The sequence below is a fragment of the Phytohabitans sp. LZ39 genome, from assembly GCF_059359075.1.
Genome location: NZ_JCADBM010000003.1, coordinates 330633 through 353440, shown reverse-complemented (window position 1 = coordinate 353440; position 22808 = coordinate 330633). Strand labels below are relative to the sequence as shown.

The window sequence follows — 22808 nt, the reverse complement described above, 5'->3', positions numbered from 1 at the left end:
ATGACTGTCCTCGTCAGCCAGCTCTTCACCGGCGTGAGCATCGGCGCGGTGCTGCTGCTCATCGCGCTCGGCCTGTCGCTCACCTTCGGCCAGATGGGCGTCATCAACATGGCGCACGGCGAGTTCATCATGGCCGGCGCCTACACGGTGTACGTCCTCCAGAAGGTGATCACGGGTGCCGGCTGGTCGCTGCTCGTGGCGCTGCCGTTGGCGTTCGCGGTGGCCGGGCTGATGGGCGTGCTGCTGGAGTTTCTGCTCATCCGGCGCCTCTACGCGCGGCCGCTGGACACGCTCCTGGTCACCTGGGGCGTCTCGCTGATCCTCCAGCAGCTCGCCCGGGACATCTTCGGGGCGCCCAACGTGCAGACGCGCGCGCCGGACCTCCTCACCGGCAACGTCAAGATCACAGACGACTTGGTACTGAGCAACAACCGCCTGTTCATCCTCACGCTCGCCGCGCTCGCGGTGGTGGCGCTGACGCTGGTGTTGCGGTTTACCTCGCTGGGGCGGCGGATCCGGGCCGTGGTGCAAAACCGCGACCTCGCCGCCGTCTCGGGCATCCCGACCGGGCGGGTCGACCGGCTCACGTTCTTCATCGGCTCCGGGCTGGCCGGGGTGGCCGGCGTCGCGCTCACCCTGCTCGGCCCGATCGGCCCGACGATGGGCACCAACGTCATCATCGACGCCTTCCTCGTCGTGGTGGCCGGCGGCATCGGACACCTCAAGGGCAGCGTGATCGTCGCGTTCGCGCTGGGCACGCTCCAGTCCCTGGTCGAGTACTCCACCACGGTCAGCGTCGCGAAGGTGCTCGTCTTCGTGGCGATAGTGGCCTTCCTCCAGTGGCGCCCGCAAGGGCTGTTCACGCTGCGCACGCGGAGCCTGGCATGAGATCTTCTTGGCGCGTGGGTGCCGGGTTCGCCGCCGGCGCGGTGGTGCTCTTCGCCGTAGCGCCCATCGCATTGTCCGACTTCCGGCTCAGCCTGCTGGCCAAGTACCTGTGCCTGGCCATGGTCGCGGTCGGCATCGGGCTGGCCTGGGGGCGCGGCGGGCTGCTCACGCTCGGCCAGGGCGTGTTCTTCGGGCTCGGCGGCTACGCGATGGCCATGCACATGAAGCTGTCGGACGCGGGCCCCGGCGAGATGCCCGACTTCATGCAGCTGTACGGCCAGCTCGACGCGTTGCCGTGGTGGTGGCGGCCGTTCGCCAGCCCGTGGTTCGCGCTGCCGGCGACCGTGCTGCTGCCGATGCTCGTCGCGTTCCTGCTCGGGTCGCTGGTCTTCCGGCGGCGGGTGCGGGGCGCGTACTTCGCGATCCTCAGCCAGGCGCTCGCCGCCGCGATGGCGATCCTCCTCATCGGACAGCAGGGCACCACCGGCGGCACCAACGGTCTCACCGACTTCCAGGGCTTCTTCGGGTACGACCTGGACGACCCGGTCAACCAGCGGATGGTGTACTTCGTCGTCGCCGGCGTGCTGCTCCTGCTGCTGGCGATCGCGCGGCAGCTGATGCTGTCCCGCTACGGCGAGCTGCTCGTGGCCGTGCGCGACAGCGAGGAGCGGGTGCGCTTCCTCGGGTACGACCCGGCGAACGTCAAGCTCGTCGCGTACGTGACCGCCGCCGGCATGGCCGGGCTCGCGGGCGCGCTGTTCGTGCCGGCAGTGGGCATCATCAACCCGGCACTGATCGGGATCGTGCCGTCGATCGAGTTCGTGATCGGCGTCGCGGTCGGCGGCCGGGCCTCGCTGCTCGGGCCGGTGCTCGGCGCGGTCGCGGTGGCCTGGGCGAAGACGACGCTGTCCGAGGAGTTCCCGGCCGCGTGGACGTACCTCCAGGGATTGTTGTTCGTGCTGGTCGTGGCGTTCCTGCCGGGCGGCCTGTCCTCGGTCGTGCGCCTGGTCCGCCGACGACGTCCACCTCCCGATCCGGCACCCGTGTCGCCCGCACCCGCGGTGGCCCCGCAGGAGGTGACGGCATGAGCGGCCTGCTCGTTCGCGACCTGCGCGTGGTGTTCGACGGGTTCGCGGCGGTGGACGGTGTGGACTTCGAGGTGGCGCCGGGCGACATCCGGTTCCTCATCGGGCCCAACGGCGCCGGCAAGACCACGCTCGTCGACGCGGTGACCGGCCTCGTGCGCGCGACCGGCTCGGTCCGCTTCGGCGACGAGGAGCTGCTGGGGCGGCAGGTGCACCGGATCGCGCGGATGGGCGTGGGGCGCACGTTCCAGACCGCGACGGTCTTCGAGGAGCTGACCGTGCTGCAAAACCTGGACATCGCGGCGGGAGCGGGCCGTTCTTTGTGGACGCTCGCCCGCCGGCGGCGCGGCGTCCCGCCGGCGGTCGAGGAGGCGCTGGAGACGATCGGGCTGGCCGGCCTCCGCGACAAGCCCGCGGGCGCGCTGGCCCACGGGCAGAAGCAGTGGCTGGAGATCGGCATGCTGCTCGTCCAGGACGTCAAGCTGCTGCTGCTCGACGAGCCGGTCGCCGGCATGAGCCACGACGAGCGCGACGCCACCGGCGAGCTGCTGCGGGTGGTGGCCGCCGACCGCACGGTGGTGGTGATCGAGCACGACATGGACTTCATGCGCAGCTTCGCCAACACCGTGACGGTGCTGCACGCCGGCAAGGTGCTCAGCGAGGGCACGGTCGCCCAGGTGCAGGCCGATCCGGCGGTACAGCAGGTGTACCTGGGGGTGTCCTGATGTTGGAGGTCGACGGCATCGAGGTCGGCTACGGCCGCAGCCTCGTGCTGCACGGGGTGTCGCTGTCCGTGCCGGAGGACGGCGTGGCCGCGGTGATGGGGCACAACGGGGCCGGCAAGAGCACGCTGCTGCGCGCGGCGATCGGGCTCCTCAAGCCGCGTAGCGGGCGGGTGCTGCTCGCCGGCGAGGACGTGACCCGGCTGGCGCCGCACGATCGGGTGGCCCGCGGGATGGCGTACGTGCCGCAGGGCCAGCAGTGCTTCCCGCACCTCACCACGGCGGAAAATCTCCAGCTCATCGCGGACTCCCGGCCCAACGGCAAGGTGGCGATGGCCGACGCGCTGGAGCTCTTCCCGGCGCTGCGCGGCCTGATGGGCCGGCGGGCGGGCCTGCTCTCCGGCGGCCAGCGGCAGCAGCTGGCGATCGCGCGGGCGCTGATCACGTCGCCGCGGCTGCTGCTGCTCGACGAGCCGACCGAGGGCATCCAGCCGTCGGTGGTCGCCGAGATCCAGGAGACCATCCTGTCGCTCACCCGCCGCGGCGGGCTGTCGGTGCTGCTGGTGGAGCAGCACGTGGGTTTCGCGCTGCGGGCGGCGGCACGCTACTACGTCCTGGAGTCGGGGCGCGTCACCTCGTCGGGCTCCGGCGGCCAGGACGCCGAAAGCGACGTACGCCAGGCGTTGGCGGTGTAGCTCTTCGCCCGGACCAACCATTAGCGCTCACGATCGTATCGATCGCAAACCATCGCTTTTCGTGATGGCGTCTCGGCGGCTAGCGTGGCTGGCATGGACGAAGCGGGGGGTACGCGATGAGCACGTTCGTGTTGATCCATGGCGGCGGAGACGTCGGATGGTACTGGCACCTTGTCGAAGCCGAGCTGCGAGCCCGCGGGCACGACGTGGTGGCTCCCGACCTTCCCGGCGACGACGAGTCGAAGACCCTGGCGGACTACGCCGACGCCGTGGTCGAGGCCGTCGGCGCGAAGCGGGACCTGGTCGTCGTGGGCCACTCGTTCGGTGGTTTCACGGCACCGCTGGTCGCCGATCGGCTGCCGGTCGACGTGCTGGTCCTGCTGGCCGGCATGGTCCCGGCGCCGGGTGAGTCGCCGGACGAGTGGTGGGCCAACACCGGCTACGGCGACGCGGTGGCGGAGCAGGCCGCGCGCGACGGCGGCTTGACCGGCAACCCCGATCCGCTCGTGAGCTTCTACCACGATGTACCCCGGGAGCTGGCCGAGGAGGCGATGCGCAGGGAGCGCGCGCATCCGTCGAGCACCGCGACCGCCGCTCCGTGGCCGTTGGACGCGTGGCCCGACGTGCCCACCAGGTTCGTGCTCTGCGGCGAGGACCGCTTCTTCCCACCCGACTTCTTTCGCCGGCTGGTAGCCGACCGCCTGGGCATCGTCCCCGACGAGATCCCCGGCAGCCACTGCGTCGCGCTCAGCCGCCCCAAAGAGGTGGCCGACATCCTGGAGGGCTACGCGGGGGCCAAGCGGTGAACAGCTCCCCCGTGGCGGCCGAGGCCTGGACGCGGCCCGCGCGGACCGAGGCCGAGCGAGACGTCAGGCACGCCGACCGGATGGCCGACGAGCTGCGCCACCTGAACGACCGCTTCCGCGCCGCCACCGGTGTCGGCGAGCGCGACCGGGTGCTCGACATCGGCTGCGGCAGCGGTGAGTCCACAAGGGACGCCGGCCGGGTCGCCGTGGCCGGGAGCGTGCTGGGCGTCGACGTCTCGGCACCGGTGCTCGAACGGGCCCGACACCTCACCGAGCGGGCCGGGCTCCACAACGTCTCGTATCTGGCGGCCGACGCGCAGGTCCACCGGTTTCCGCCGGGCCACTACGACCTGTGCGTCAGCCGGTTCGGCGCGATGTTCTTCACCGACCCGGCGGCGGCGTTCACCAACATCGGGCGGGCGTTGCGCCCCGGCGCGCGTCTGGTGCTGATGGTCTGGCATAGCCCCGAACGCAACGAGTGGTACACCCTGATCCGCGACGCGGTCGGCGCCGACGCGACGGCACGTGTGTCCGCCGACCCGTTCGCGTTCGCCGACCCGGCCACCACGACGGAAATCCTGGCGGCCGGGGGCTTCACCGGTATCGACTTCACGGATGTACGCGAGCCGGTCTACTACGGCCCGGACACCGCCGCCGCCTACGACTTCGTCACCAGCATGCGCCACCCTCAGGAGGCCCTCGCGCACGCCGACGCGGCGACCGTCGAACGCGCTCACCGGCGGCTCCACTCCGCCCTGGCCGCGCACGACACGGGAAGCGGTGTGTACATCGGCTCCCGAGCCTGGATCGTCACCGCCCGGCGCGGCTGAGGCGACTCGCCGGGTTACCAGAGCACGCGCAGCCGCAGGATCGTCGACGGGGTGTCCGGGTCGTCGGCGTCGGCGACCGCGATCAGCCGGACACCGTCGTGGTCGATGCCGTCCAGGGCGAGTCCTTCGATCTTCTGGACCGCGCCGCCGCGCCGGGGCAGCGTCGTCACGGCCTCGACGCGGTCGCCGTCGAGCAGAGCCAGGGCCGCGGCCACCACCGGTCCGTCGTCGACCGGGTTGGTCGTCTCCTCGGCCGCGGCGCTGAGCAGGACGCGGCCGTCCGGCAGCGCCACCGCGTCGGTCACCGAAAGCGCGAACCCGCCGTCCGCGCCGAGCTCGTAGCGGCGAACCCCGTCGACGGAGACCGCCTCGGGCGGCAGCCGGCCGGTCGCCGCCGCCAGCAACCCGTGCAGGTCCACGTCGACGCTCGCCGACGGCACCCCGGCCGCGGGGTTGCCGCGTTGAAACCAGCGCAGCCGGTCACCGAGCCGGCAGGCACCCTCGAGGTTGAGCTGGCCGTCCGGCGTACCGAGCGCGTCCGCCACGGCGAGGTAGAGCCCGGTCAGGTCCGCCACGGCGAAGTCCGTGCCGTGTGCGGCAAGCCCCACCAGCGACGACCGCATCCGCGCCCGGGTCGAGCCGGAACCCAGCAGCAGCACACCGAGGCCGTCGCCCACCCGCACTTCGCACGCGGCCTCGAAGTCCGGCTTGAGGTGCTTCGTCCCCGCGGCGGCACTGAACACGTCATGGCCGCCCACCGCGTCCAGCACCCGCACCGGCGCCGTGCCATCCGGCCGCAGCCACGCCGCGTGGGTCGCATCGTCCTGCGCGACAAGCCAGCCACCGCCGAACGGAGCGATCGCCGACGCCGCCCGCACCGGCGCACCACCCCCGAACCGCAACACGGCTTCGCGCTCGACCTCGATCCGCAATTCGTCCCCCACCCCGGCGCCCCTCGTCGGCCGACTAAACCACGACCGCGTCCCCAGCGTCACCGACTCCCGGGTGGAAGGCCGCGGTTGGTCGCGGTCGATCGGCGAGCCGCCGGCCGGGAGCGGTGCCCGCGGGAAAGCACCCCAAGAAAACGCTCCGCTGCGCTCCACGTTTCCCCGGGGACCCCGCGCATACGGTCTGCCGCTGACGCGGACGTGGGCAAATCTGCTCTTGACGTAACGCCAGGGCGGGCGGCGACCCCGACTTCGAAAGGTCTCTAGACGGTGGCCGGCTCGGGGCGTGGCGAGCAGTGCGCCGAGCTGGCTCATCAGGCCGCGGCGGGGGGCGGTAGTAGACCCAGGTGCCGCGGCGCATCTCTCCGCCGGGCGCTGAGGCGATCATCGAGGCGGGGTGCAACCCTGCTTAGAGGGACGTCTAAACAAGGAGTCCGGATGCGGAGCGGGTTGGCCGGTCGCTACACTTCATCGTTGATCGGCGATTGACGATGAAGGTTCGAGTGGATGAGTGAGTTGTTGGACCGCGGGGTCGCGGAGACGTACGCGTCGTGGTTCCGGGCCTTGGCCGACCCGAGCCGGGTGCAGATCGTGGCCTACCTGGCCCGTCAGGACCGGCCGATGCCGGTCGGCGAGATCGTCGCCGCGGTGGGGTTGGCGCAGTCGACCGTGTCGCAGCACCTGAAGATCCTCGCCGACGTGCGGTTCGTGCTCGTGGAGCCGGTCGGCACCGCCCGGCACTACCGGATCAACCGCAACTGCGTCCAGTGCTTCCCGTCCGCCGCCGACGTGGTCATGGGTCAGCCCGCCCCCGCCCCGCCGGAGGTGTGCTGATGAGGATCCGGCCCATGCACTTCGCCGACGCGGACGCGGTGCTGCGGATCTACCAGGCCGGCATCGACGGCGGCCACGCCTCCTTCGAGTCGGCGGCGCCGTCGTGGGCGGCCTTCGACGCGAGCAAGCTGCCCGACCACCGGTACGTCGCGGTCGACGACCACGACGCGGTGCTCGGCTGGGTCTCCGTGTCGCGGGTGTCGAGCCGGCCGGTGTACGCGGGGGTGGTCGAGCACTCGGTGTACGTCGACCCGGCCGCTCGACGCCGGGGTGCGGGCCGGGCGCTGCTGGATGCGTTGATCGCCTCCACCGAGGCGGCCGGGATCTGGACCATCCAGTCCGGGATCTTCCCGGAAAACACGGCCAGCCTCGCTCTGCACACGAACGCCGGCTTCCGCGTGCTCGGCGTGCGCGAGCGGATCGGCCGGCACGCCATGCACGGCGGCTGGTGGCGCGATGTCGTGTTCGTCGAGCGCCGCAGCCCGCACATCGCCTGAGACAGGAGTTCCACTATGGACATTGACGCGCCGCCGGTCGTGGTCGTCGGTGCCGGCCCGGTCGGTCTGGCCGCCGCCGCCCACCTGCACGAACGCGATCTGCCCTTCACGGTGGTGGAGGCCGGGGACGGCCCGGCCGCCGCGGTGCGGGCGTGGGGGCACGTGCGGCTGTTCTCCCCGTGGCGGCACAACGTCGACGCCGCCGCCCGCCGCCTGCTGGCGGGCGCCGGCTGGGTGGAGCCGGACCAGGAGGCGCTGCCCACCGGCGCGCAACTTGTCGCCGACTACCTCCAGCCGCTGGCCGACCTCCCGGCACTCAAGCCACACATCCGCTACCGCGCCCGCGTCGTGGCGGTGACCCGCCGCGGGGTCGACCGGCTCCGCACCGCCGGCCGCGAAAGCGCGCCGTTTCTGGTGCGGCTCGCCGGCGGCCGGGAGTTGCTGGCCCGAGCGGTGATCGACGCCTCCGGCACGTGGCACACGCCGAACGTGCTCGGCGCCTCCGGCATACCCGCACACGGCGAAACCGCGACCGCCCGATTCGTCGAGACGGCGTTGCCCGATGTGCTCGGCGCCGACCGGGGCCGGTTCGCCGGCCGCCGCACGCTCGTGGTCGGTGCCGGTCACTCGGCCGCCAACACTCTCCTGGCGTTGGCCGACCTCGCGGTCCAGGCGCCGGGGACCGCGGTGCTGTGGGCGATCCGGTCGGCCAGCCCGGCCCGCACCTACGGCGGGGAGGCCGCCGACGCCCTCCCGGCCCGGGGCGCGATCGGCAGCCGGCTGCGGGCGCACGTGGAGTCGGGCAGGATCGAGCTGGTCACCGGCTTCGGCGTACACACCCTCACACCACACGGCGACCAGGTGGCCGTGTCCGACGGCACGCGCACGATCACGGTCCATCGGGTGGTCTCGGCCACCGGATTCCGTCCCGACCACGGCCTCACCGGCGAGCTGCGCCTGGACCTCGACCCGATCCTCGGCTCCACCCGGGCGCTGGCCCCGTTGATCGACCCAAACCTGCACTCGTGCGGCACGGTCCCACCGCACGGCGTCGACGAGCTCGCCCACCCCGAGCCCGGGTTCTACGCCGTCGGGGTCAAGAGCTACGGCCGGGCGCCGACGTTCCTGATGGCCACCGGCTACTTGCAGGCCCGCTCGGTCGTGGCCGCCCTCGCCGGCGACTGGTCCGCGGCCCGGGACGTCCGGCTGGACCTGCCGGAGACCGGCGTGTGCGACAGCGACCGGATCGAAGCCGGGGCCTCAGCGGGTCGCGGGCTGCTGCCCCTGCTGCCCGCCGTCGATCTGTCCACAAGCGACAGCCGGGCGGGCGGTGGGTGCGCCTGTTGACCTGACCGGGTGCCGGCGCTATGCGGTGACGGAGACGCCGAGCTCGTCGAGCAGGTGGCGGACGCGTTGCTCGACCGCGTCGCGGATCGGCCGGACGTCCTCGACGGTGAGGCCGGCGGGGTCGGCGAAGGTCCAGTCCTCGTACCGCTTGCCGGGGAAGATCGGACAGGCGTCGCCGCAGCCCATGGTGACGACGACGTCGGCCGCTTGCACGACCTCGTCGGTCCAGGGCTTGGGGTACTCGGCGGAGATGTCGATGCCGCGCTCGGCCATGGCGGCGATCGCGGCCGGGTTGACCTCGAAGCCGGGCTCCGAGCCGCCGGACCAGGCGATCGCCTGGTCGCCGGCCAGGTGCTGGAAGAAGCCCAATGCCATCTGGGAACGGCCGGCGTTGTGTACGCACAGGAACAGCACGACCGGGCGGGCGTCGGTGCGCAGCCCTTCCACGCGGGCTAGTGCGGTCAGCCGCTGGCGGGCGAACCGCTCGGCCAGCAGCGGCAGGAAGTTTGGCACGGTGCTGCGGGTGGCGAACTGGTCGTAGCTGGTGTGCAGAAACCGCTCGATCGTCTCGGTGCCGAACACGCCGGTGAACTCCTCACCGAGCCGGCCGGCGGCGGTGCGCAGCGCGAGCTGCTGGTCGACGGACAGGTCGTCGCGGTGGTGGCTGGTCAGGTCAGTCATGGTGGCGGCCATCCTCGGTGTGTGGCGTGGTGTGGTCCAGGACTGGGGCGAGGCGGTCGATCCGGGCGGCGATCTGCGTGAACGCGGCCTCGAACGCCTCGTCGGTGTCGGCCGGCGCCGGGTCGGGGACCGACCAGTGCAGCCGGCGCCCCGCGTCGCCGGTCAGGTGCTCGTGGGCGTTGTCGCACACGGCGATCACCAGGTCGTCGGCGCGCACCACGTCGGACACGTGTGCCGTCGCGCGGGGGTCGATGCGCAGGCCGTGTGCCTTGGCCACGCGGACCGCGCGGGGGTGCACCCGGCGGGCCGGCTCGGTGCCGGCGGAGGCGGTCGGGATCCGGCTGCGCCGCCCCCAGAGCGCCGCCGCGAGCTGGGAGCGGGCCGAATTGTGGGTGCAGACGAACACCACCCGCTCCGGTGCCGGCAAGGCGGGGGTGGCGATCGCGGCGAGGGTCTCGGGCACGAGCCGCAGGTAGGTGCGGCGCCGGTCGCCCTCCGAGCGGCCGCGGATCACCAGGCCGGCGTCGGTGAGCACCTTGAGGTGGTGGGCGACCAGGTTGGTCGGCAGGCCCAGCGCCGCGCCGACCTCACCAGGTGACGCGTCACCCAGGGTCAGGGTGTCGACGATCGCCAACCGCGACGGGTCACCGAGCGCGGCGTGCACCCGCGCCCGCGCCGTCAGCCGATCCAGCTCAGTACTCATTGAGTCAATGATTGCTGAGCTAAGTGTCGACTGTCAACCGTGGCAGGCCAGGCCCCATTCGCAGATCACCGGAGGCGGTAGAGGACCTCGCCGGCTTGGGGGACGACGAGCGTGCCGGGGTCGGCGGCGAAGTCGTCGAGGTCGACCGTGCCGGCGTCCCGGTAGTTGAGGTTCGCGCGGCGTACCACGTCTTCCGGGATGCCGGTGGCGAGTGTGACCGTGACCCGGCCGCGCTCGCCGTCCTGGGGTGTCCACGTGCCGGCGCCGCGCAGGTGGGTGGAGTGGGCCAGCACGCCCCAGTGGTGGTGGGAGAACCGGTCCCACTGGCCGAGGAAGTAGTCGCGGCAGTGGTACCCGATCTCCTCGATCTCCGGGTGCGTGGCCGACAGCCGGGTGATGTGCGGGGCGTAGAGCACGACCTCGCCGCCGTCGGCCACGATCGGCTCCACCTTGTAGAAGCCTTTGGCGCCGGTCCACATGTCGTCGTACTTGGCCGGGACGACGGACAGCACCCGGGTCACCGGAGTGTCCAGGTAGGACACGTGTGTCTTGGCGGAAACGTCGGCGCACGCCGCCCATGCCTCTTCCGGTGTGCCGAAGGAGGCGGCGTGCAGTGCGCCGGTGCCGGACCGCACGACCAGGCACAGCGCCAGCCGGTGGCTCGGGACCAGGGCGGCGGCCTCGTCGATGAGCGCGCGTACCGGCGTGGTGCCGCGGGTGCCGATGATGGCCGCGCTGGTGATCAGGGCGCCGAGCCAGTGCGAGAAGTCGATGATCTCCTGCCCCGCCACGCCGGGAAAGAGGTACTTGTTGCCGCCGGAGAACCCGACCACCTCGTGCGGAAACACCGGCCCGACCACCAGGCACACGTCATGCTCGACGACGGCCCTGTTGAGCACCACCTCGACCGGGCGTTTCATGCGGCCCTCGGCCAGCTCCGCGACCCGGTCGGCGTCGATGTAGCCGAGCGACACAAGGGCGTCGGGATCCCACCACTCGTGGTTGCGGACGGTCCAGCCGGGGTACGGGCCGCCGAGGTGTGCCAGCAGGTGAGCCTCGTCCATCGGGGCGTGGGTGCCCAGCGCGACGAGGACGGTCACCCGGCTGGCCCGCCCCTCCAGCGCGCGGTGGAGCGCGCCGAGCAGCAGCGGCAGCGGGCAGCTGCGGGTGCCGTCCGGGACGATGACGCAGACGCTGCGCCCGTCGAGGTCGGCCGCGGCCAGCCGCCCGGCGACGTAGGCCCGGACCGCGTCGTCGTCGAGGATCCGCCCGGCGCCACCGAGAACATCACTCACCGCCCTACCTTGGGCACAACCCCGTCTCGGTGGCAAGTGCGCTCCTACCGCTGCCACGGGGGAGTGGTGGCCTGCCAGGTGCGGCCGTCGGAGGACAGCCAGATCGCGTGGTCGTTTCTGAGCAGGAAGGCGTCGCGGCCGATGGCGACCGGTGGCGCCGGTACCGGTTGCGGGCCATGTTCATGGCGACGGTCAGCAGCCACGCCTGCGGGTCGCGCACCTCGACGAAGCGAGCCGGGTGGGCCAGCGCCCGGGCGAACGCCTCGTGCACCACGTCCTGGGCCTCGGCCAGGTCCCGGGTCAGGGTGTAGACCGCGCCGACCAGCCGCCGGTAGTACGCCTGGTAAGCGTCGTGCACGGCCGCCGTGCCATCCATGGAGCTCCCTTCCACGCCGTCATCAGGCTGACCGGCCAGGAGCGTCCACGGTTACACGCCAATTTCCCGTCCCCCGGGCCGGGCGCGCCACCTGCGGTACCAACCGGGGACACGGCCGGCGAGCGCCGCGTACCCGATGCCCACCGCCAGGGAGGCGACCACCGCGAGCAGGGCGTTGTGGTGGTCCAGCCGCGGATACACCTGCCAGTGCGTGAGGTAGATGTACAGCGACGCGCCGGCCAGTACCGCGGTCACCCGGTTGACCGCGCCGGTGCTGGGCAGGCTCGGCACCCACACCAGCAGCACGAGGCCGGCGACCACCACCGCTTCGCGGGACGGGTCGCCGAAGTAGCCGGGCACCGTGCCCACGATCGCCGCCGTCACGGCGAGGCGTTGCCATTTTGTCGTGGCCTTGGCGGTGGCCCAGCCGATGGCGAACAGCCAGAAGACCCGCACCGCCGACGGCAGGTGGTGTTCGGGATGCAGGTCGAGCAGGTCGTAGCGGGTGACCAGGCCGAGCGCCATGACGGCCAGCGGCAACGCGAACGGCCGCCGGCGTTCGAGCCGGTCGACCGCGGGCACGGCCAGCAGCGCGGCCGCGGCGAGCAGGATGTAGACGAGCGCCTCGATGAACCAGAAGTGCCAGCCCGTGCCGCCCTCGCGCCGGCCGGCGACGCTGTTGACCAGCAGGAGGCTGGGCCACTCGTAGGCGCCGAGCAGCACGATCGCCGCGCCGATCCAGGCGATGCTGGGCACGGCGACGCGGGTGGCGGCGGTGGTGATGTGGCGGAGGCGTTCGGTGCGGCGGGCGTCGGTGAGGTGGAAGCGGGCGAAGTTGAAACCGGCCACGCCGAGCAGCAGGTGGGCGCCGCCGGAGACGTTGAAGAGCGTCGCGTGGGTGCCCACGATCAGCACGATCGCGATGGCGCGCAGGGCGACGCTCGTCTCGAGCGAGCGGCGGCCGCCACCGTCCACCGCGGGGCGCAGCTCGCGGATGGGCAGGGTGTGCCACTGGGGCGGCAGGTGGCCGATCGCCTTCTCCAGCCGCAACGACATGTCCACATAGGACAGGGAGTCGCCGCCGAGCGTCACGAAGCTGTGGTCCGGCGTGACACCGGTGGTGTCGAGGACCTTCTCGAAGAGGCGGCACAGGTCGTCGGTCGGTGCCTCCGGAGCAGCCGCGGCCAGCGACCGGACCGTCTCGTAGTCCGGCTTTCCGGAGGGCAGGCGGGGCAGCTCGTCCAGCACGTGCACGCCGACGGCGCCCGCCGGCAGCCGGCATGCCCGCGCGACGAGCCGCCGCACCGACGCCGGGTCCGCCGGGGCCTGCGCGGCCACGATCAGCAGGTCGTCGCCGGCCGCGCAGAAGGAGCGCACGCCCTCCCGCTCCAGCAGCGCCTCCACGCCCTGCGGGTCGATCCTCAGGCCAAGGATCTTCGCGAACCGGCTGCGCCGCCCCACGATCTCGTACAGCCCGTCGGTGCCCCGCCGGGCGAGGTCGCCGGTGTGCAGCTCGTCGACCGTCCGGCCGAGCGCGAGGTCGGCCGGGCCCTCGGCGTAGCCGAGCATGACGTTCGGCCCCGAGTAGACGAGCTCGCCGGAAGCGTCGAGGCGGAACGACCCGCCCGGGATCGGCACCCCGATCGCCGACGGCCGTGACTCGGCGAGCTCCGGCGGCAGGTACGCCATCCGCGCGGTCGCCTCCGTCTGCCCGTACATGACGAAGAACTTCCAGCCGTCCCGGCGTCCCTGCGCGGCGTACCGCGCGACGCGGTCGGGTGCGAGCCGGCCGCCGGCCTGCGTCACGTAGCGCAGCGACGGCAGCCGCATGCTGGCGAAGCCGGTGCGGTCGAGCAGGTCGAACGTGTACGGCACGCCCGCGAACGCCGTCCCCCTCGCGGACCGGAAGTGGTCCCAGAACGCGGCGTCGGCCACCGACAGGTCGGTGAGGATCAGGCCGGCGCCGCGCAGCAGGTGGCTGTTGACGACCGACAGCCCGTAGCAGTAGTGCATGGGCAGCGTCGTCGCGGCCCGGTCCTCGGCGCGGATGTCGAGGTACTCGGCGATCGAGGCGGCGTTCGCGCGCAGGTTGTCGTGGGAGAGGCGGACGAGCTTGGGGGAGCCGGTCGAGCCGGAGGTACTCAGCAGCAGCGCCAGGTCGGGGTGGAGGTCGTGCGCGGACCCCGGCCGCACCTCGCGCGGGCCCGACGGGCCGATCACGACGTCCGGGTCGTAGGCGGCGGCCACGGCGGCGCCCGACGGACCGGGCGGCACGAGCAGGACCGGGTGATCGCCGGCCAGGGCACCCAGATACGCCACCAGCGCGTCGACCGAGTTGCCCCCTTCGACCTGGACGAGCCGCCGCGCCGGCCCGAGTCGCCGCGCCACCTCTTCCGCCCGCGCGGCGAGATCGGCGTACGACACCGACCCGTCAGTCGTGATCAAGGCCGGCCGGTCGCCGAACGACGCTAAGTTCTGCACAAAAGGGACAGCATGGAGCGCGGACGTCACGTCGAGAGCTTAAGCAAGGCTGCCCTAAGATCGGACCTAGCTGGGAGTTCCCTCATACTGAGCTGGGAGAATGATTGCCAAGGCTACCCTCAGTAAGGTATGCCTTACCTGTGTATCTGCGTAGAATCTGGACCCTGCTGCCCGTGAGTGCCGTCCTCGTGGCGGCGGCCGCCTGCGGCGGCGACGAGTTCGACAGCGGTGACCCCGGCGACAAGACCATCACCGTCTACAGTGGCCGGAGCGAGTCGCTCGTGAAGCCCGCGCTCGAAAAGTTCGAGCAGCAGTCCGGGATCACGGTCAAGGTGCGGTACGGCAGCACCGCCCAGATGGCCGCGCAGATCGAGGAAGAGGGCGACAAGAGCCCCGCCGACGTCTTCTTCGCCCAGGACGCGGGTGCGCTCGGCCAGGTCGCCAAGCGCGGCCTGTTCGCCAAGCTCCCCGCCGACGTGCTAGGCAAGGTGCCGGCGATCTACCAGTCGCGCGCCGGCGAGTGGGTCGGCGTGACCGGGCGGTCGCGGGTGTTCGCGTACAACCCCGCCGCCGTGCCGAAGGACGACCTGCCGGCGTCGGTCTTCGACCTCACCGGCCCGCAGTGGCGGGGCAAGGTCGGCGTCGCGCCGACCAACGGCTCGTTCCAGGCGTTCGTGACGGCGCTGCGCGTGCAGCACGGCGACGCCAAGGCGAAGGAGTTCCTCACCGGGCTGAAGGCCAACGACGCCCAGATCCGGGAGAGCAACATCCAGATCGTCCAGGAGGTCAACGACGGCAAGCTCGCCTCCGGCCTCGTCAACCACTACTACGTCTTCGAACAGGCCAAGGAGAAGGGCATCACGGCCGACCAGATGACCGCGAAGCTGCACTTCTTCCCGAACGGCGACACCGGCGCGCTCGTCAACGTCGCGGGCGTCGGCCTGCTGTCGAAGGCCGCCACCGACCCGGACGCGAAGGCGCTCGTCGACTTCCTGCTCAGCACCGAGGGGCAGACGTACTTCGCCGAGGAGACGTTCGAGTACCCGCTGGTCTCCGGCGTACCCACCGCGGCCGGCCTCCCCGCGCTCGACAGCCTCGCCGCGCCGAAGATCGACCTCAACGACCTCGACACGCTCGACGCGACGGTGGCGATGATCAAGGAAGCGGGGCTGGCCTGAGCACGCGACCGGTCGCCGCGCCCGCCCGCTGGGCGGTGCGGCGGGTCGCGCCCCGCCCGGCGCTCGCGGTGGCGTCGGCCGCCGCGGTGGCGGTCGCCCTCATCCCCCTCATCTATCTGGGGGTACGGACCGGGGAGGCTGGCTGGTCGCGGATCGTGGGCGAGTTGTTCACGCGACGCGTGGCGGTGCTCGCCGGGCGCAGCATCGCCCTCGCCGCGGTGGTGACCGCCGCGTGCACCGCGCTGGGAGTGGCGGGCGCGTTCCTGGTGACCCGCACCGACCTGCCCGGGCGGCGGGCCTTCGGCGTGCTCGCCGCGCTGCCGCTGGCCGTGCCGACCTACGTGGCGGGGTTCGCTTGGATATCCACTGTGGACTCGTTCGCCGGCTTCTGGGCGGCCGCGCTCGTGCTGACGCTCTGCTCCTCGCCGTACGTCTTCCTCCCCGTCGCCGCCGCCCTCGCCGGCGCGGACCCGGCGCAGGAGGAGGTCTCCCGCTCGCTGGGGCGGGGCGCCTGGCGCACGTTCACCGACGTGACGCTGCGGCAGGTACGGCCGGCGGTCGCGGCCGGCGCGCTGCTCGTCGCCCTGTACGTGCTCTCCGACTTCGGTGCGATCTCGATCCTGCGCGTGGACACGTTCACCCGAGCCATCTTCACCGCCTTCAACCTGGGCTTCGACCGCACCGGGGCGCTCGTGCTCTCCACCGTGCTGGTGGTGCTCACCGTGCTGCTGATCGGCGGCGAGCTGCTCACCCGCGCCCGCGGCGCGCGCTACGCGCGGGTCGGCGGTGCCGGCCGCCCACCCACCCGGCTGCGTCTGCGTGCCGCGCGCTGGCCGGCCGCCGCCGCGCTCACCGCGGTCGCCGTGCTCGCGCTCGGGGTGCCGTTCGCGAGCCTCGTGCGATGGCTTGCCGAGGGCGTCTCCCGCCCCGGCTCGCTCGGCGAGGTCGCCGCGGCCGCGGGCAGCTCCCTCGCGGTCTCCGTCGCCGGTGCGGCGCTCACCATGTTGCTCGCCCTGCCGGTCGGCCTGCTCACCGCGCGGGCGCCGGGCGCGCTGGCCACGGCGCTCGACCGCCTCACCTACGTGGCGCACGCCCTGCCGGGTGTCGTCATCGGACTGTCCCTCGTGTTCTTCGGCATCAACGTGGCGTACCCGCTCTACCAGAGCGTGTGGCTGCTCGCCCTCGCCTACGCGACGCTCTTTCTCCCGCTCGCCGTCGGCGCGGTGGCGGGTGCCGCCGCGCAGTCGCCGCCGGCGCTGGAGGAGGCCGGCCGCGCGCTGGGCCGGGGACCGGTCGCCGTGTTCCGTACGGTCACGCTGCCGCTGACCCTGCCCGGCATCGCCGCGGGCGCCGCGCTGGTCTTCCTCACCTGCATGAAGGAGCTGCCGGCCACGCTGCTGCTCCGGCCGACCGGCATGGACACGCTCGCCACCGAGCTGTGGACACACACAAGCACCGCCTCGTACGCCGCCGCCGCCCCGTACGCCGCGCTTCTGGTCGGCCTCGCCGCGGTGCCCACCTGGTTCCTCACCGTGCGGGGAGGGCTGTGATGCTGTCGGTCACCGGCCTGCGCAAGGCGTACGGCCCCGTCACCGCCCTGGACGGCGCCGACCTGGAGGTCGAGGCCGGCACGCTCGCGGCCGTGCTCGGCCCGTCCGGGTGCGGCAAGACGACACTGCTGCGGTGCGTCGCGGGTTTCGAGCGGGTCCACAGTGGCACGGTCAGCCTCGCCGGGCGGACCGTCGCCGGGCCCGGCACCCACGTGCCGCCGCACCGCCGCCGCGTCGCGGTGGTGCCGCAGGAGGGCGCGCTCTTCCCGCACCTGTCGGTCGCCGGCAACGTGGGCTACGGCCTCGACCGCGCCGCCCGCCGTTCCGGGCGGGTCGAGGAGGTCCTCGCCCTGGTCGGGCTTCCCGGATACGGCGACCGCATGCCCCACCAGCTCTCCGGCGGCCAGCAGCAGCGGGTCGCGGTGGCCCGCGCGCTGGCCCCGCGGCCGCCGCTGGTACTGCTCGACGAGCCGTTCAGCGCACTCGACGCCGGCCTGCGCGGCGAGCTGCGCCGCGACGTGCGCGAGGCGTTGCGGGCGGACGGCGCCACCGCCGTACTCGTCACCCACGACCAGGGTGAGGCGCTCTCGATGGCCGACCAGGTGGCGGTGATGCGCGACGGCCGCATCGTGCAGAGTGGCGCGCCGTCCACTGTGTACCGCGAGCCCGCCACCGAGTGGGTGGCCGGTTTCGTCGGCGAGGCGGTGCTGCTGCCGGCCACAGTGGACGGACGGGTGGCGCTGACCCCGCTGGGCCGCCTCCCGCTGCGCGGCACCACCGGCGGGGGAGCGGTCACGGTGCTGCTCCGCCCCGAGCAGATGCACGTGTCCGCGAACGGCGACGGCGCCACCGCCACGGTCGTGCGGCACGACTTCCACGGCCACGACGCGCTCGTGCTGCTCCGGCTCGCCGACGGCACCCAGGTGACCGCCCGCATCCTCGACTCCACCCCGCCCCTCGCGGTCGGCGACTCGGTCACCGTCTCCGTGCGCGGCGCCGCACGCGCGTTCCCCACCGCCTGACCCACGCCTACGCCCGCCCTCCGCGGGGAAGGACGGCGCGATGGCTATATTGACTGGGCCCTATCTTTTCGTATAACGTATGACGTCTTATGAATGCTCTGCGTGAGGGCTGCCCACCACTGACGGCCACGCTGGGTCCCACCCTGTGCCAGCGACCGGCCGTGCCAGCCCTCGCCCAGTAGGGGACGGGGCGCGGGGGCGTTCGATGGCACGTCGTACCCCGCGCCCCGATCCCGACGTCGCCGCGCGCCTCTCCCCAAAGCCGACGACGAAAGGTATGACCGTCCTATGAGAACACTCGCGATGGCGGCGACCGCGGCCGCCCTCCTCCTGGTTACCAACGTGACGCCGGCCAGTGCCGCGGACGCGCCGTACGACGTGCTGGTGTTCTCCAAGACCGCCGGCTTCCGGCACGACTCGATCCCGGCCGGCATCCAGATGTTTCGGGACCTGGGCGCGGCCAACAGCTTCACGGTGACCGCGACCGAGGACTCGAACCAGTTCAACGCCACCAACCTCGCCCAGTTCGAGGCCGTCGTCTTCCTCAACACCACCGGTGACGTGCTGAACGCCACCCAGCAAACCGCGTTCGAAAACTACATCCGGGCCGGCGGCGGGTACGTGGGCGTGCATTCGGCCTCGGACACCGAGTACGACTGGCCCTTCTACGGCGAACTGGTCGGCGCGTACTTCTCCTCGCACCCGGCTATCCAGCAGGCCACCATCCGGGTGGAAAACCGGGCGCACGCGGCGACCGCCGGGCTCAACCCGGCGTGGGTGCGCACCGACGAGTGGTACAACTTCCGGACCAACCCGCGGTCGTCGGCCCGGGTGCTGTCCACACTGGACGAGTCGACGTACTCCGGCGGCGGGATGGGAGCCGACCACCCGCACACCTGGTGCAAGACCCTCCAGGGCGGACGCTCGTTCTACACCGGCAGCGGCCACACGCAGAGCAGCTACACCGAGGCGGGGTTCCGGTCGCTGGTGCTCGGCGGGATCAGGTACGCGGCCAACCGGACGAAGGCGGACTGCCGCCCGGAAACCGGCTACACCACCCTCTACAACGGCGCCACCACGGGCTGGTCCCAGGCCGGGCCCGGCGGGTTCAACAACAGCAACGGCACGCTGACCTCCACCGGCGGGCTGGGCATGCTCTGGTACAACACCAAGGAGTTTCGCGCGTACTCGCTGAAGCTCGACTGGATGGTGCCGGGCGACGACAACTCCGGCGTGCTCGTCGGGTTTCCGGCCAGCAGCGACCCGAACTCGGCCATGAGCAACGGGTACGAGGTGCAGATCGACGCCACCGACACCGCGGACAAGACGACCGGCGCGATATACGGGGTCAAGTCGGCGGACATCGCGGCCCGCGACGCCGCGCTGAACCCGCCCGGCGAGTGGAACACCTACGAGCTGCTGGTCGAAGGTGAGCGGCTGCAAGTCTTCCTGAACGGTGCCAAGATAAACGACTTCACGAACGCGGATCCGGTGCGGTCGCTGACCTCCGGCTACATCGGCATCCAGAACCACGGCACCGGCGACGACGTGTCGTTCCGCAACATCCGGATCAAGGAGTTGGGCGGCACCACGCCCCGGGTCGGCCCGATCACCGGCGCCTCCGGCAAGTGTGTCGACGTCAGCGGGTCCGGCTCCGCCGACGGCACGAAGATCCAGCTGTGGAGCTGCCACGGCGGCACCAACCAGCGATGGACGGTCAACGGCAACACGCTGCGCGCGTTCGACAAGTGCATGGGCGTCGCCGGCGGCGGCACCGCGAACGGCGGCCTGGTGCAGCTGTCGACCTGCAATGGCAGCGGCGGGCAGAACTGGACCCCCGGAGCCAACGGCTCGCTGGTCAACCCGCAGTCGGGCAGGTGCCTCGACGCCAACGGCGGCAGCTCCGCCGATGGGACCCAGCTGATCATCTGGACCTGCCACGGCGGCACCAACCAGCGCTGGACCCTGCCGTAACGCCGCAACGCGTCCGAGGCGGTGACAAGCGAAGGCGGCCGTGGTTGTCCACGGCCGCCTTCGCCCGCCCAGGTGCTACGTGGCCGTACAGGTCGCGGCCGGCACCGGGTTGCTGCCGGTCCAGGAGCCGAGGAAGCCGAACGTGGCTGTGGCTCCGGCGGCGAGCGTGCCGTTGTAGTCGACGTTGCGGGCGGTCACGGTCGACCCGCTCGTCGTCACCGTCGCGTTCCAGGATTGGGTTACCCGCTGTCCATTGGCGTAGGTCCAGGTCACCGTCCAGCCGCGGATGGCGGAGGAGCCGGCGGTCACCCGTACCTCGGCCTGGAAGCCGCCGCCCCACTGCCCGGTGACCGCGTAGGTGGCGGTGCAGCCGGAACCGGCCGGCGGCGGCGAGGTGGTCACCGGCGGCGGCGAGGTGGTGACCGGCGGCGAGGACGTCGTGGGCGGAGTGGTGGTGGTGCTGGAGAACTGGGAGAAGAAGCGCCAGGTCTCTCCGGGCAGCCAGGAGGTCGAGGAGCCGGCGTCCCGCGGATCGAAGATGTGGCCGCCGTCGAACGCGTGCCAGACGACCGGATACCCCGCCCGGCAGCCCGAGTAGGTGAAGCTGGTGTGCCGGCCACTGCCCTGCGTCGGCTCCGGTGGGTTCGCCGGCGTGCAGCCGTTGTTACCGACGAACCTGTCCCGCATCGACCGCCCGCCGGAGATGCTCAGCACGTTGTCGCTCAGCCCGTGCGCCTGCATGTACGCGATGGGCTGGGTGCCACCGCTGCATCCGCTGATCACCCCGCCGGCGTAGATCGCGACCGCGCGGAAGACATTCGCCCGGGCGCAGGCCAGCGCGTAGCTCATGCCGCCGCCGTAGCTGAAGCCCAGCGAGAAGAGCTGGCTCGTGTCTACGCAGAGGTCGTTCGTGATCCTGGTGATCATATTGTCGGTGAAGGTGACGTCCGCGCCGCCGGAGTTGGCCCAGCCGTTGTTGAGGCCCTCGGGCGCCACGAAGATCGCGCTGTTGGCCGACAGGCTGCCGAGGCCGTAGTAGTCGCCGCTGGCGACGTTGTTGGCGTTGCCGCCCAGCCAGTGGAAGCCGAAGATCAAACGGTACTGACGGTTGCTGTCGTAGCCGCTGGGCAGCCTCAGGATGAAGCTGCGGTTCTGGCCGCCGCTCTGGATCGTGTGGGTGCCGCTGGTCAGCGTCGGACTCTTGCCGCATCCGGCGCTGGCGGCAAGGACGCCGACGCCTGGATCGGCACCGGGCACCGGGGCGGCGCCCGTCGGCATCGCGGTCGCCGCCAACGTCAACACACCCGCGGCTGCGACGCATGAGAACGCCAGCGCGGCGCGATGACGTCTCTGCCACTGCTTTCTGGCCAACTCTCCTCCTCTGCGATTGTCGGCGTCGCCCAGCCCGCCCATTGATACCTGTCGCTGAACACATTAGTCAGATCGGTGGCGGCCGTCAAAAATGTGACCAAAGTTCTGATGACTGAAGGCGGCCCCGCCACCGCGGGACCGCCTTCAGCCGGCTACTTTCGCTAGGCGCGGGCCCAGCGCTGGTTGGCGCCGCTGTGGCAGTTCCACACGATCACGGCTGCGCCGTTCGCGGTGCCGGCGCCGTTGACGTCCAGGCACAGGCCGGTCTGGCCGCTGCTGATCGTCCCGTTGGCGTTGTGGGTCCACTGCTGGTTGGCGCCGCCGTGGCAGTCCCAGATCTGCACCCGGGTGCCGGCCGCGGCGTTGGACGGCACGTCCAGGCACTTGCCCATCACCCTGAGTTCCTGCCCGTTCTGGCTGAACTGCTGGTTGGCGTTGTTGTGGCAGTCCCAGATCTGCGCCTGCGTGCCGTTGGCCGAGTTCGCCCCGCTGATGTCGAGGCAACGGCCGGAGGCCTCACCCCGGAGCCGGGACCCGGTCGGGTTCGGCGTCGTCGACGACGTGGGGCTCACGGTCGGGCTGGTGGTCGGGGTCGTCCCCTGGAACTGCGCGAAGAACCGCCACACCTCGCCCTTGGTCCAGGTACGGGCGCCGTCCTCGCAGCCGGAGCAGCCGTCCACCGGAGCCGGTCCGTGCCCGCTGTCGTACGCGGCCCACTGCACCGGGTACCCGGCCCGGCACGAGTACAGCGTGGTGACGTGCTGCCCGCTGCCCTGCGACGGTTCGCGCGGGCTCTGGGCCGCGCAGCCGTTGTTGCGCACGAACGTGTCCCGCAGCGAACGTCCCTGAGAGATGTTCAGGACGTTGTCCGAGATGCCATGCAGGCCGAAGTAGGCGATCGGCTGGGTGCCGCCGCTGCATCCGCTCAGCTGCGCGCCGGAGTAGGCCGCGACCGCCCGGAAGACGTTGGCCCGGGCGCACGCGATCGCGTAGCTCATGCCGCCGCCGTAGCTGAAGCCGAGGGCGAAGCGCTGTGTCGTGTCGACACAGAGGGCGTCGTCGATTCGCCTGATCATGTCGTCGACGAACGTGATGTCCTGACCACCGGGGTTGGCCCAGCCGTTGCCGTTGCCCTGTGGCGCGACGAGGATCGCGCTGTTGTTCGACTGCTCCTGCATCCCGTAGTAGGACCAGGTGCTTCCGCTGCTCCCGCCCGAGGAGACGTCGTTCATGGTGCCACCGCGCCAGTGGAACGCGAAGATCAACCGGTACGGGTTGTTGTTGTTGTAGTTGGCCGGGACCCGCAGGATGAAGCTGCGGTTCTGGCCGCCGCTCTGGATCGTGTGCGTGCCACTGTTCAGACCCGGGGCCTTGCCACATCCGGCCGTCGCGGCGAGGGGGACGACGTCCGCGGCCGCCGACGCGAGCCGGATGCCGACGAGGCCGGCACCGGCCAGCACGACCGTGCCGGCGACGGCGAGCAGTGCGCGCCATCGGTGCCGATTGATGCCGTGGGGCATGGAGGT

Annotated in this window: 21 protein-coding genes; 13 read left to right on the top strand and 8 right to left on the bottom strand. The window is 71.9% G+C overall.

The features are described 5' to 3' along the window. The 6 genes from urtB (at nucleotide 1) to AC5L36_RS08040 (ending at nucleotide 5026) form a co-directional block, all read left to right on the top strand. Nucleotides 1–888: an urea ABC transporter permease subunit UrtB gene (gene urtB, locus AC5L36_RS08065; RefSeq protein ID WP_441216961.1), complete on the top strand. Its 888-nt coding sequence runs from the start codon at nucleotides 1–3 to the stop codon at nucleotides 886–888. Continuing rightward, on the top strand, nucleotides 885–1976 hold the full coding sequence (urtC, locus tag AC5L36_RS08060) for an urea ABC transporter permease subunit UrtC (RefSeq protein WP_441216960.1): 1092 nt from the start codon (nucleotides 885–887) through the stop codon (nucleotides 1974–1976). Before urtB ends, urtC begins: the two co-directional genes overlap by 4 nt. Further along, on the top strand, nucleotides 1973–2698 hold the full coding sequence (gene urtD, locus AC5L36_RS08055) for an urea ABC transporter ATP-binding protein UrtD (protein WP_441216959.1): 726 nt from the start codon (nucleotides 1973–1975) through the stop codon (nucleotides 2696–2698). Before urtC ends, urtD begins: the two co-directional genes overlap by 4 nt. After that, on the top strand, nucleotides 2698–3390 hold the full coding sequence (gene urtE, locus AC5L36_RS08050) for an urea ABC transporter ATP-binding subunit UrtE (RefSeq protein ID WP_441216958.1): 693 nt from the start codon (nucleotides 2698–2700) through the stop codon (nucleotides 3388–3390). The genes urtD and urtE overlap by 1 nt, the downstream gene beginning before the upstream one ends. Nucleotides 3391–3506: 116 nt before the next feature. Continuing rightward, a complete protein-coding gene (locus AC5L36_RS08045; RefSeq protein WP_441216957.1) occupies nucleotides 3507–4196 on the top strand; it encodes an alpha/beta fold hydrolase in 690 nt (229 codons plus the stop codon). After that, on the top strand, nucleotides 4193–5026 hold the full coding sequence (locus AC5L36_RS08040) for a class I SAM-dependent methyltransferase (protein ID WP_441216956.1): 834 nt from the start codon (nucleotides 4193–4195) through the stop codon (nucleotides 5024–5026). Before AC5L36_RS08045 ends, AC5L36_RS08040 begins: the two co-directional genes overlap by 4 nt. Nucleotides 5027–5040: 14 nt before the next feature. Here AC5L36_RS08040 and AC5L36_RS08035 read toward each other — a convergent pair whose 3' ends face one another. Next, entirely contained in the window at nucleotides 5041–5970 is a 930-nt protein-coding gene (locus AC5L36_RS08035) for a DUF6910 family protein (protein ID WP_441216955.1), read from the bottom strand. A gap of 510 nt (nucleotides 5971–6480) precedes the next feature. Between AC5L36_RS08035 and AC5L36_RS08030 the strand changes: the two genes are divergently transcribed. From AC5L36_RS08030 to AC5L36_RS08020, 3 genes are read left to right on the top strand one after another with little or no spacing between them, the layout of a single operon-like run. Then, complete coding sequence (locus AC5L36_RS08030; protein WP_441216954.1) at nucleotides 6481–6807, top strand: ArsR/SmtB family transcription factor; 327 nt, start codon at nucleotides 6481–6483, stop codon at nucleotides 6805–6807. Next, a complete protein-coding gene (locus AC5L36_RS08025) occupies nucleotides 6807–7304 on the top strand; it encodes a GNAT family N-acetyltransferase (protein WP_441216953.1) in 498 nt (165 codons plus the stop codon). Before AC5L36_RS08030 ends, AC5L36_RS08025 begins: the two co-directional genes overlap by 1 nt. A 15-nt stretch (nucleotides 7305–7319) precedes the next feature. Beyond that, the gene (locus AC5L36_RS08020) at nucleotides 7320–8651 is read left to right on the top strand and encodes an NAD(P)-binding domain-containing protein (protein ID WP_441216952.1); all 1332 of its coding nucleotides are present in this window, start codon (nucleotides 7320–7322) and stop codon (nucleotides 8649–8651) included. Between the two features lie 18 nt (nucleotides 8652–8669). Here the strand turns inward: AC5L36_RS08020 and AC5L36_RS08015 are convergent, their stop codons facing one another. From AC5L36_RS08015 to AC5L36_RS07995, 5 genes are all read right to left on the bottom strand, one after another. Next, nucleotides 8670–9332, bottom strand: coding sequence for an arsenate reductase ArsC (locus tag AC5L36_RS08015; protein WP_441216951.1), 663 nt, complete (start codon nucleotides 9330–9332; stop codon nucleotides 8670–8672). Continuing rightward, entirely contained in the window at nucleotides 9325–10035 is a 711-nt protein-coding gene (locus tag AC5L36_RS08010; protein WP_441216950.1) for an arsenate reductase/protein-tyrosine-phosphatase family protein, read from the bottom strand. The genes AC5L36_RS08015 and AC5L36_RS08010 overlap by 8 nt, the downstream gene beginning before the upstream one ends. A gap of 65 nt (nucleotides 10036–10100) precedes the next feature. Continuing rightward, nucleotides 10101–11330, bottom strand: coding sequence for a lactate racemase domain-containing protein (locus AC5L36_RS08005; RefSeq protein ID WP_441216949.1), 1230 nt, complete (start codon nucleotides 11328–11330; stop codon nucleotides 10101–10103). Between the two features lie 4 nt (nucleotides 11331–11334). Then, nucleotides 11335–11706 (bottom strand): RNA polymerase sigma factor, encoded by a 372-nt coding sequence (locus AC5L36_RS08000; protein WP_441216948.1) that lies wholly within the window; start codon nucleotides 11704–11706, stop codon nucleotides 11335–11337. A 51-nt stretch (nucleotides 11707–11757) separates the two neighbouring features. Beyond that, complete coding sequence (locus AC5L36_RS07995) at nucleotides 11758–14217, bottom strand: AMP-binding protein (protein ID WP_441216947.1); 2460 nt, start codon at nucleotides 14215–14217, stop codon at nucleotides 11758–11760. A gap of 110 nt (nucleotides 14218–14327) precedes the next feature. On the opposite strand from AC5L36_RS07995, the gene AC5L36_RS07990 reads away from it, so the two are divergent. The 4 genes from AC5L36_RS07990 to AC5L36_RS07975 all read left to right on the top strand — a co-directional run bounded on the left by AC5L36_RS07990 (nucleotide 14328) and on the right by AC5L36_RS07975 (nucleotide 19911). Next, nucleotides 14328–15365 carry an iron ABC transporter substrate-binding protein gene (locus AC5L36_RS07990; RefSeq protein WP_441216946.1) on the top strand — a complete coding sequence of 346 codons (1038 nt, stop codon included), beginning with the start codon at nucleotides 14328–14330 and terminating at the stop codon, nucleotides 15363–15365. 35 nt (nucleotides 15366–15400) lie between these two features. After that, on the top strand, nucleotides 15401–16915 hold the full coding sequence (locus AC5L36_RS07985) for an ABC transporter permease (protein ID WP_441216945.1): 1515 nt from the start codon (nucleotides 15401–15403) through the stop codon (nucleotides 16913–16915). After that, nucleotides 16915–17937 carry an ABC transporter ATP-binding protein gene (locus tag AC5L36_RS07980; protein ID WP_441216944.1) on the top strand — a complete coding sequence of 341 codons (1023 nt, stop codon included), beginning with the start codon at nucleotides 16915–16917 and terminating at the stop codon, nucleotides 17935–17937. Before AC5L36_RS07985 ends, AC5L36_RS07980 begins: the two co-directional genes overlap by 1 nt. Nucleotides 17938–18225: 288 nt before the next feature. After that, the gene (locus AC5L36_RS07975; RefSeq protein ID WP_441216943.1) at nucleotides 18226–19911 is read left to right on the top strand and encodes a ThuA domain-containing protein; all 1686 of its coding nucleotides are present in this window, start codon (nucleotides 18226–18228) and stop codon (nucleotides 19909–19911) included. Nucleotides 19912–19986: 75 nt separating this feature from the next. Here AC5L36_RS07975 and AC5L36_RS07970 read toward each other — a convergent pair whose 3' ends face one another. Then, nucleotides 19987–21213, bottom strand: coding sequence for a CE1 family esterase (locus tag AC5L36_RS07970; RefSeq protein ID WP_441216942.1), 1227 nt, complete (start codon nucleotides 21211–21213; stop codon nucleotides 19987–19989). Between the two features lie 230 nt (nucleotides 21214–21443). Then, the gene (locus AC5L36_RS07965; protein WP_441216941.1) at nucleotides 21444–22802 is read right to left on the bottom strand and encodes a ricin-type beta-trefoil lectin domain protein; all 1359 of its coding nucleotides are present in this window, start codon (nucleotides 22800–22802) and stop codon (nucleotides 21444–21446) included. Between the last annotated feature and the right edge of the window lie 6 nt (nucleotides 22803–22808).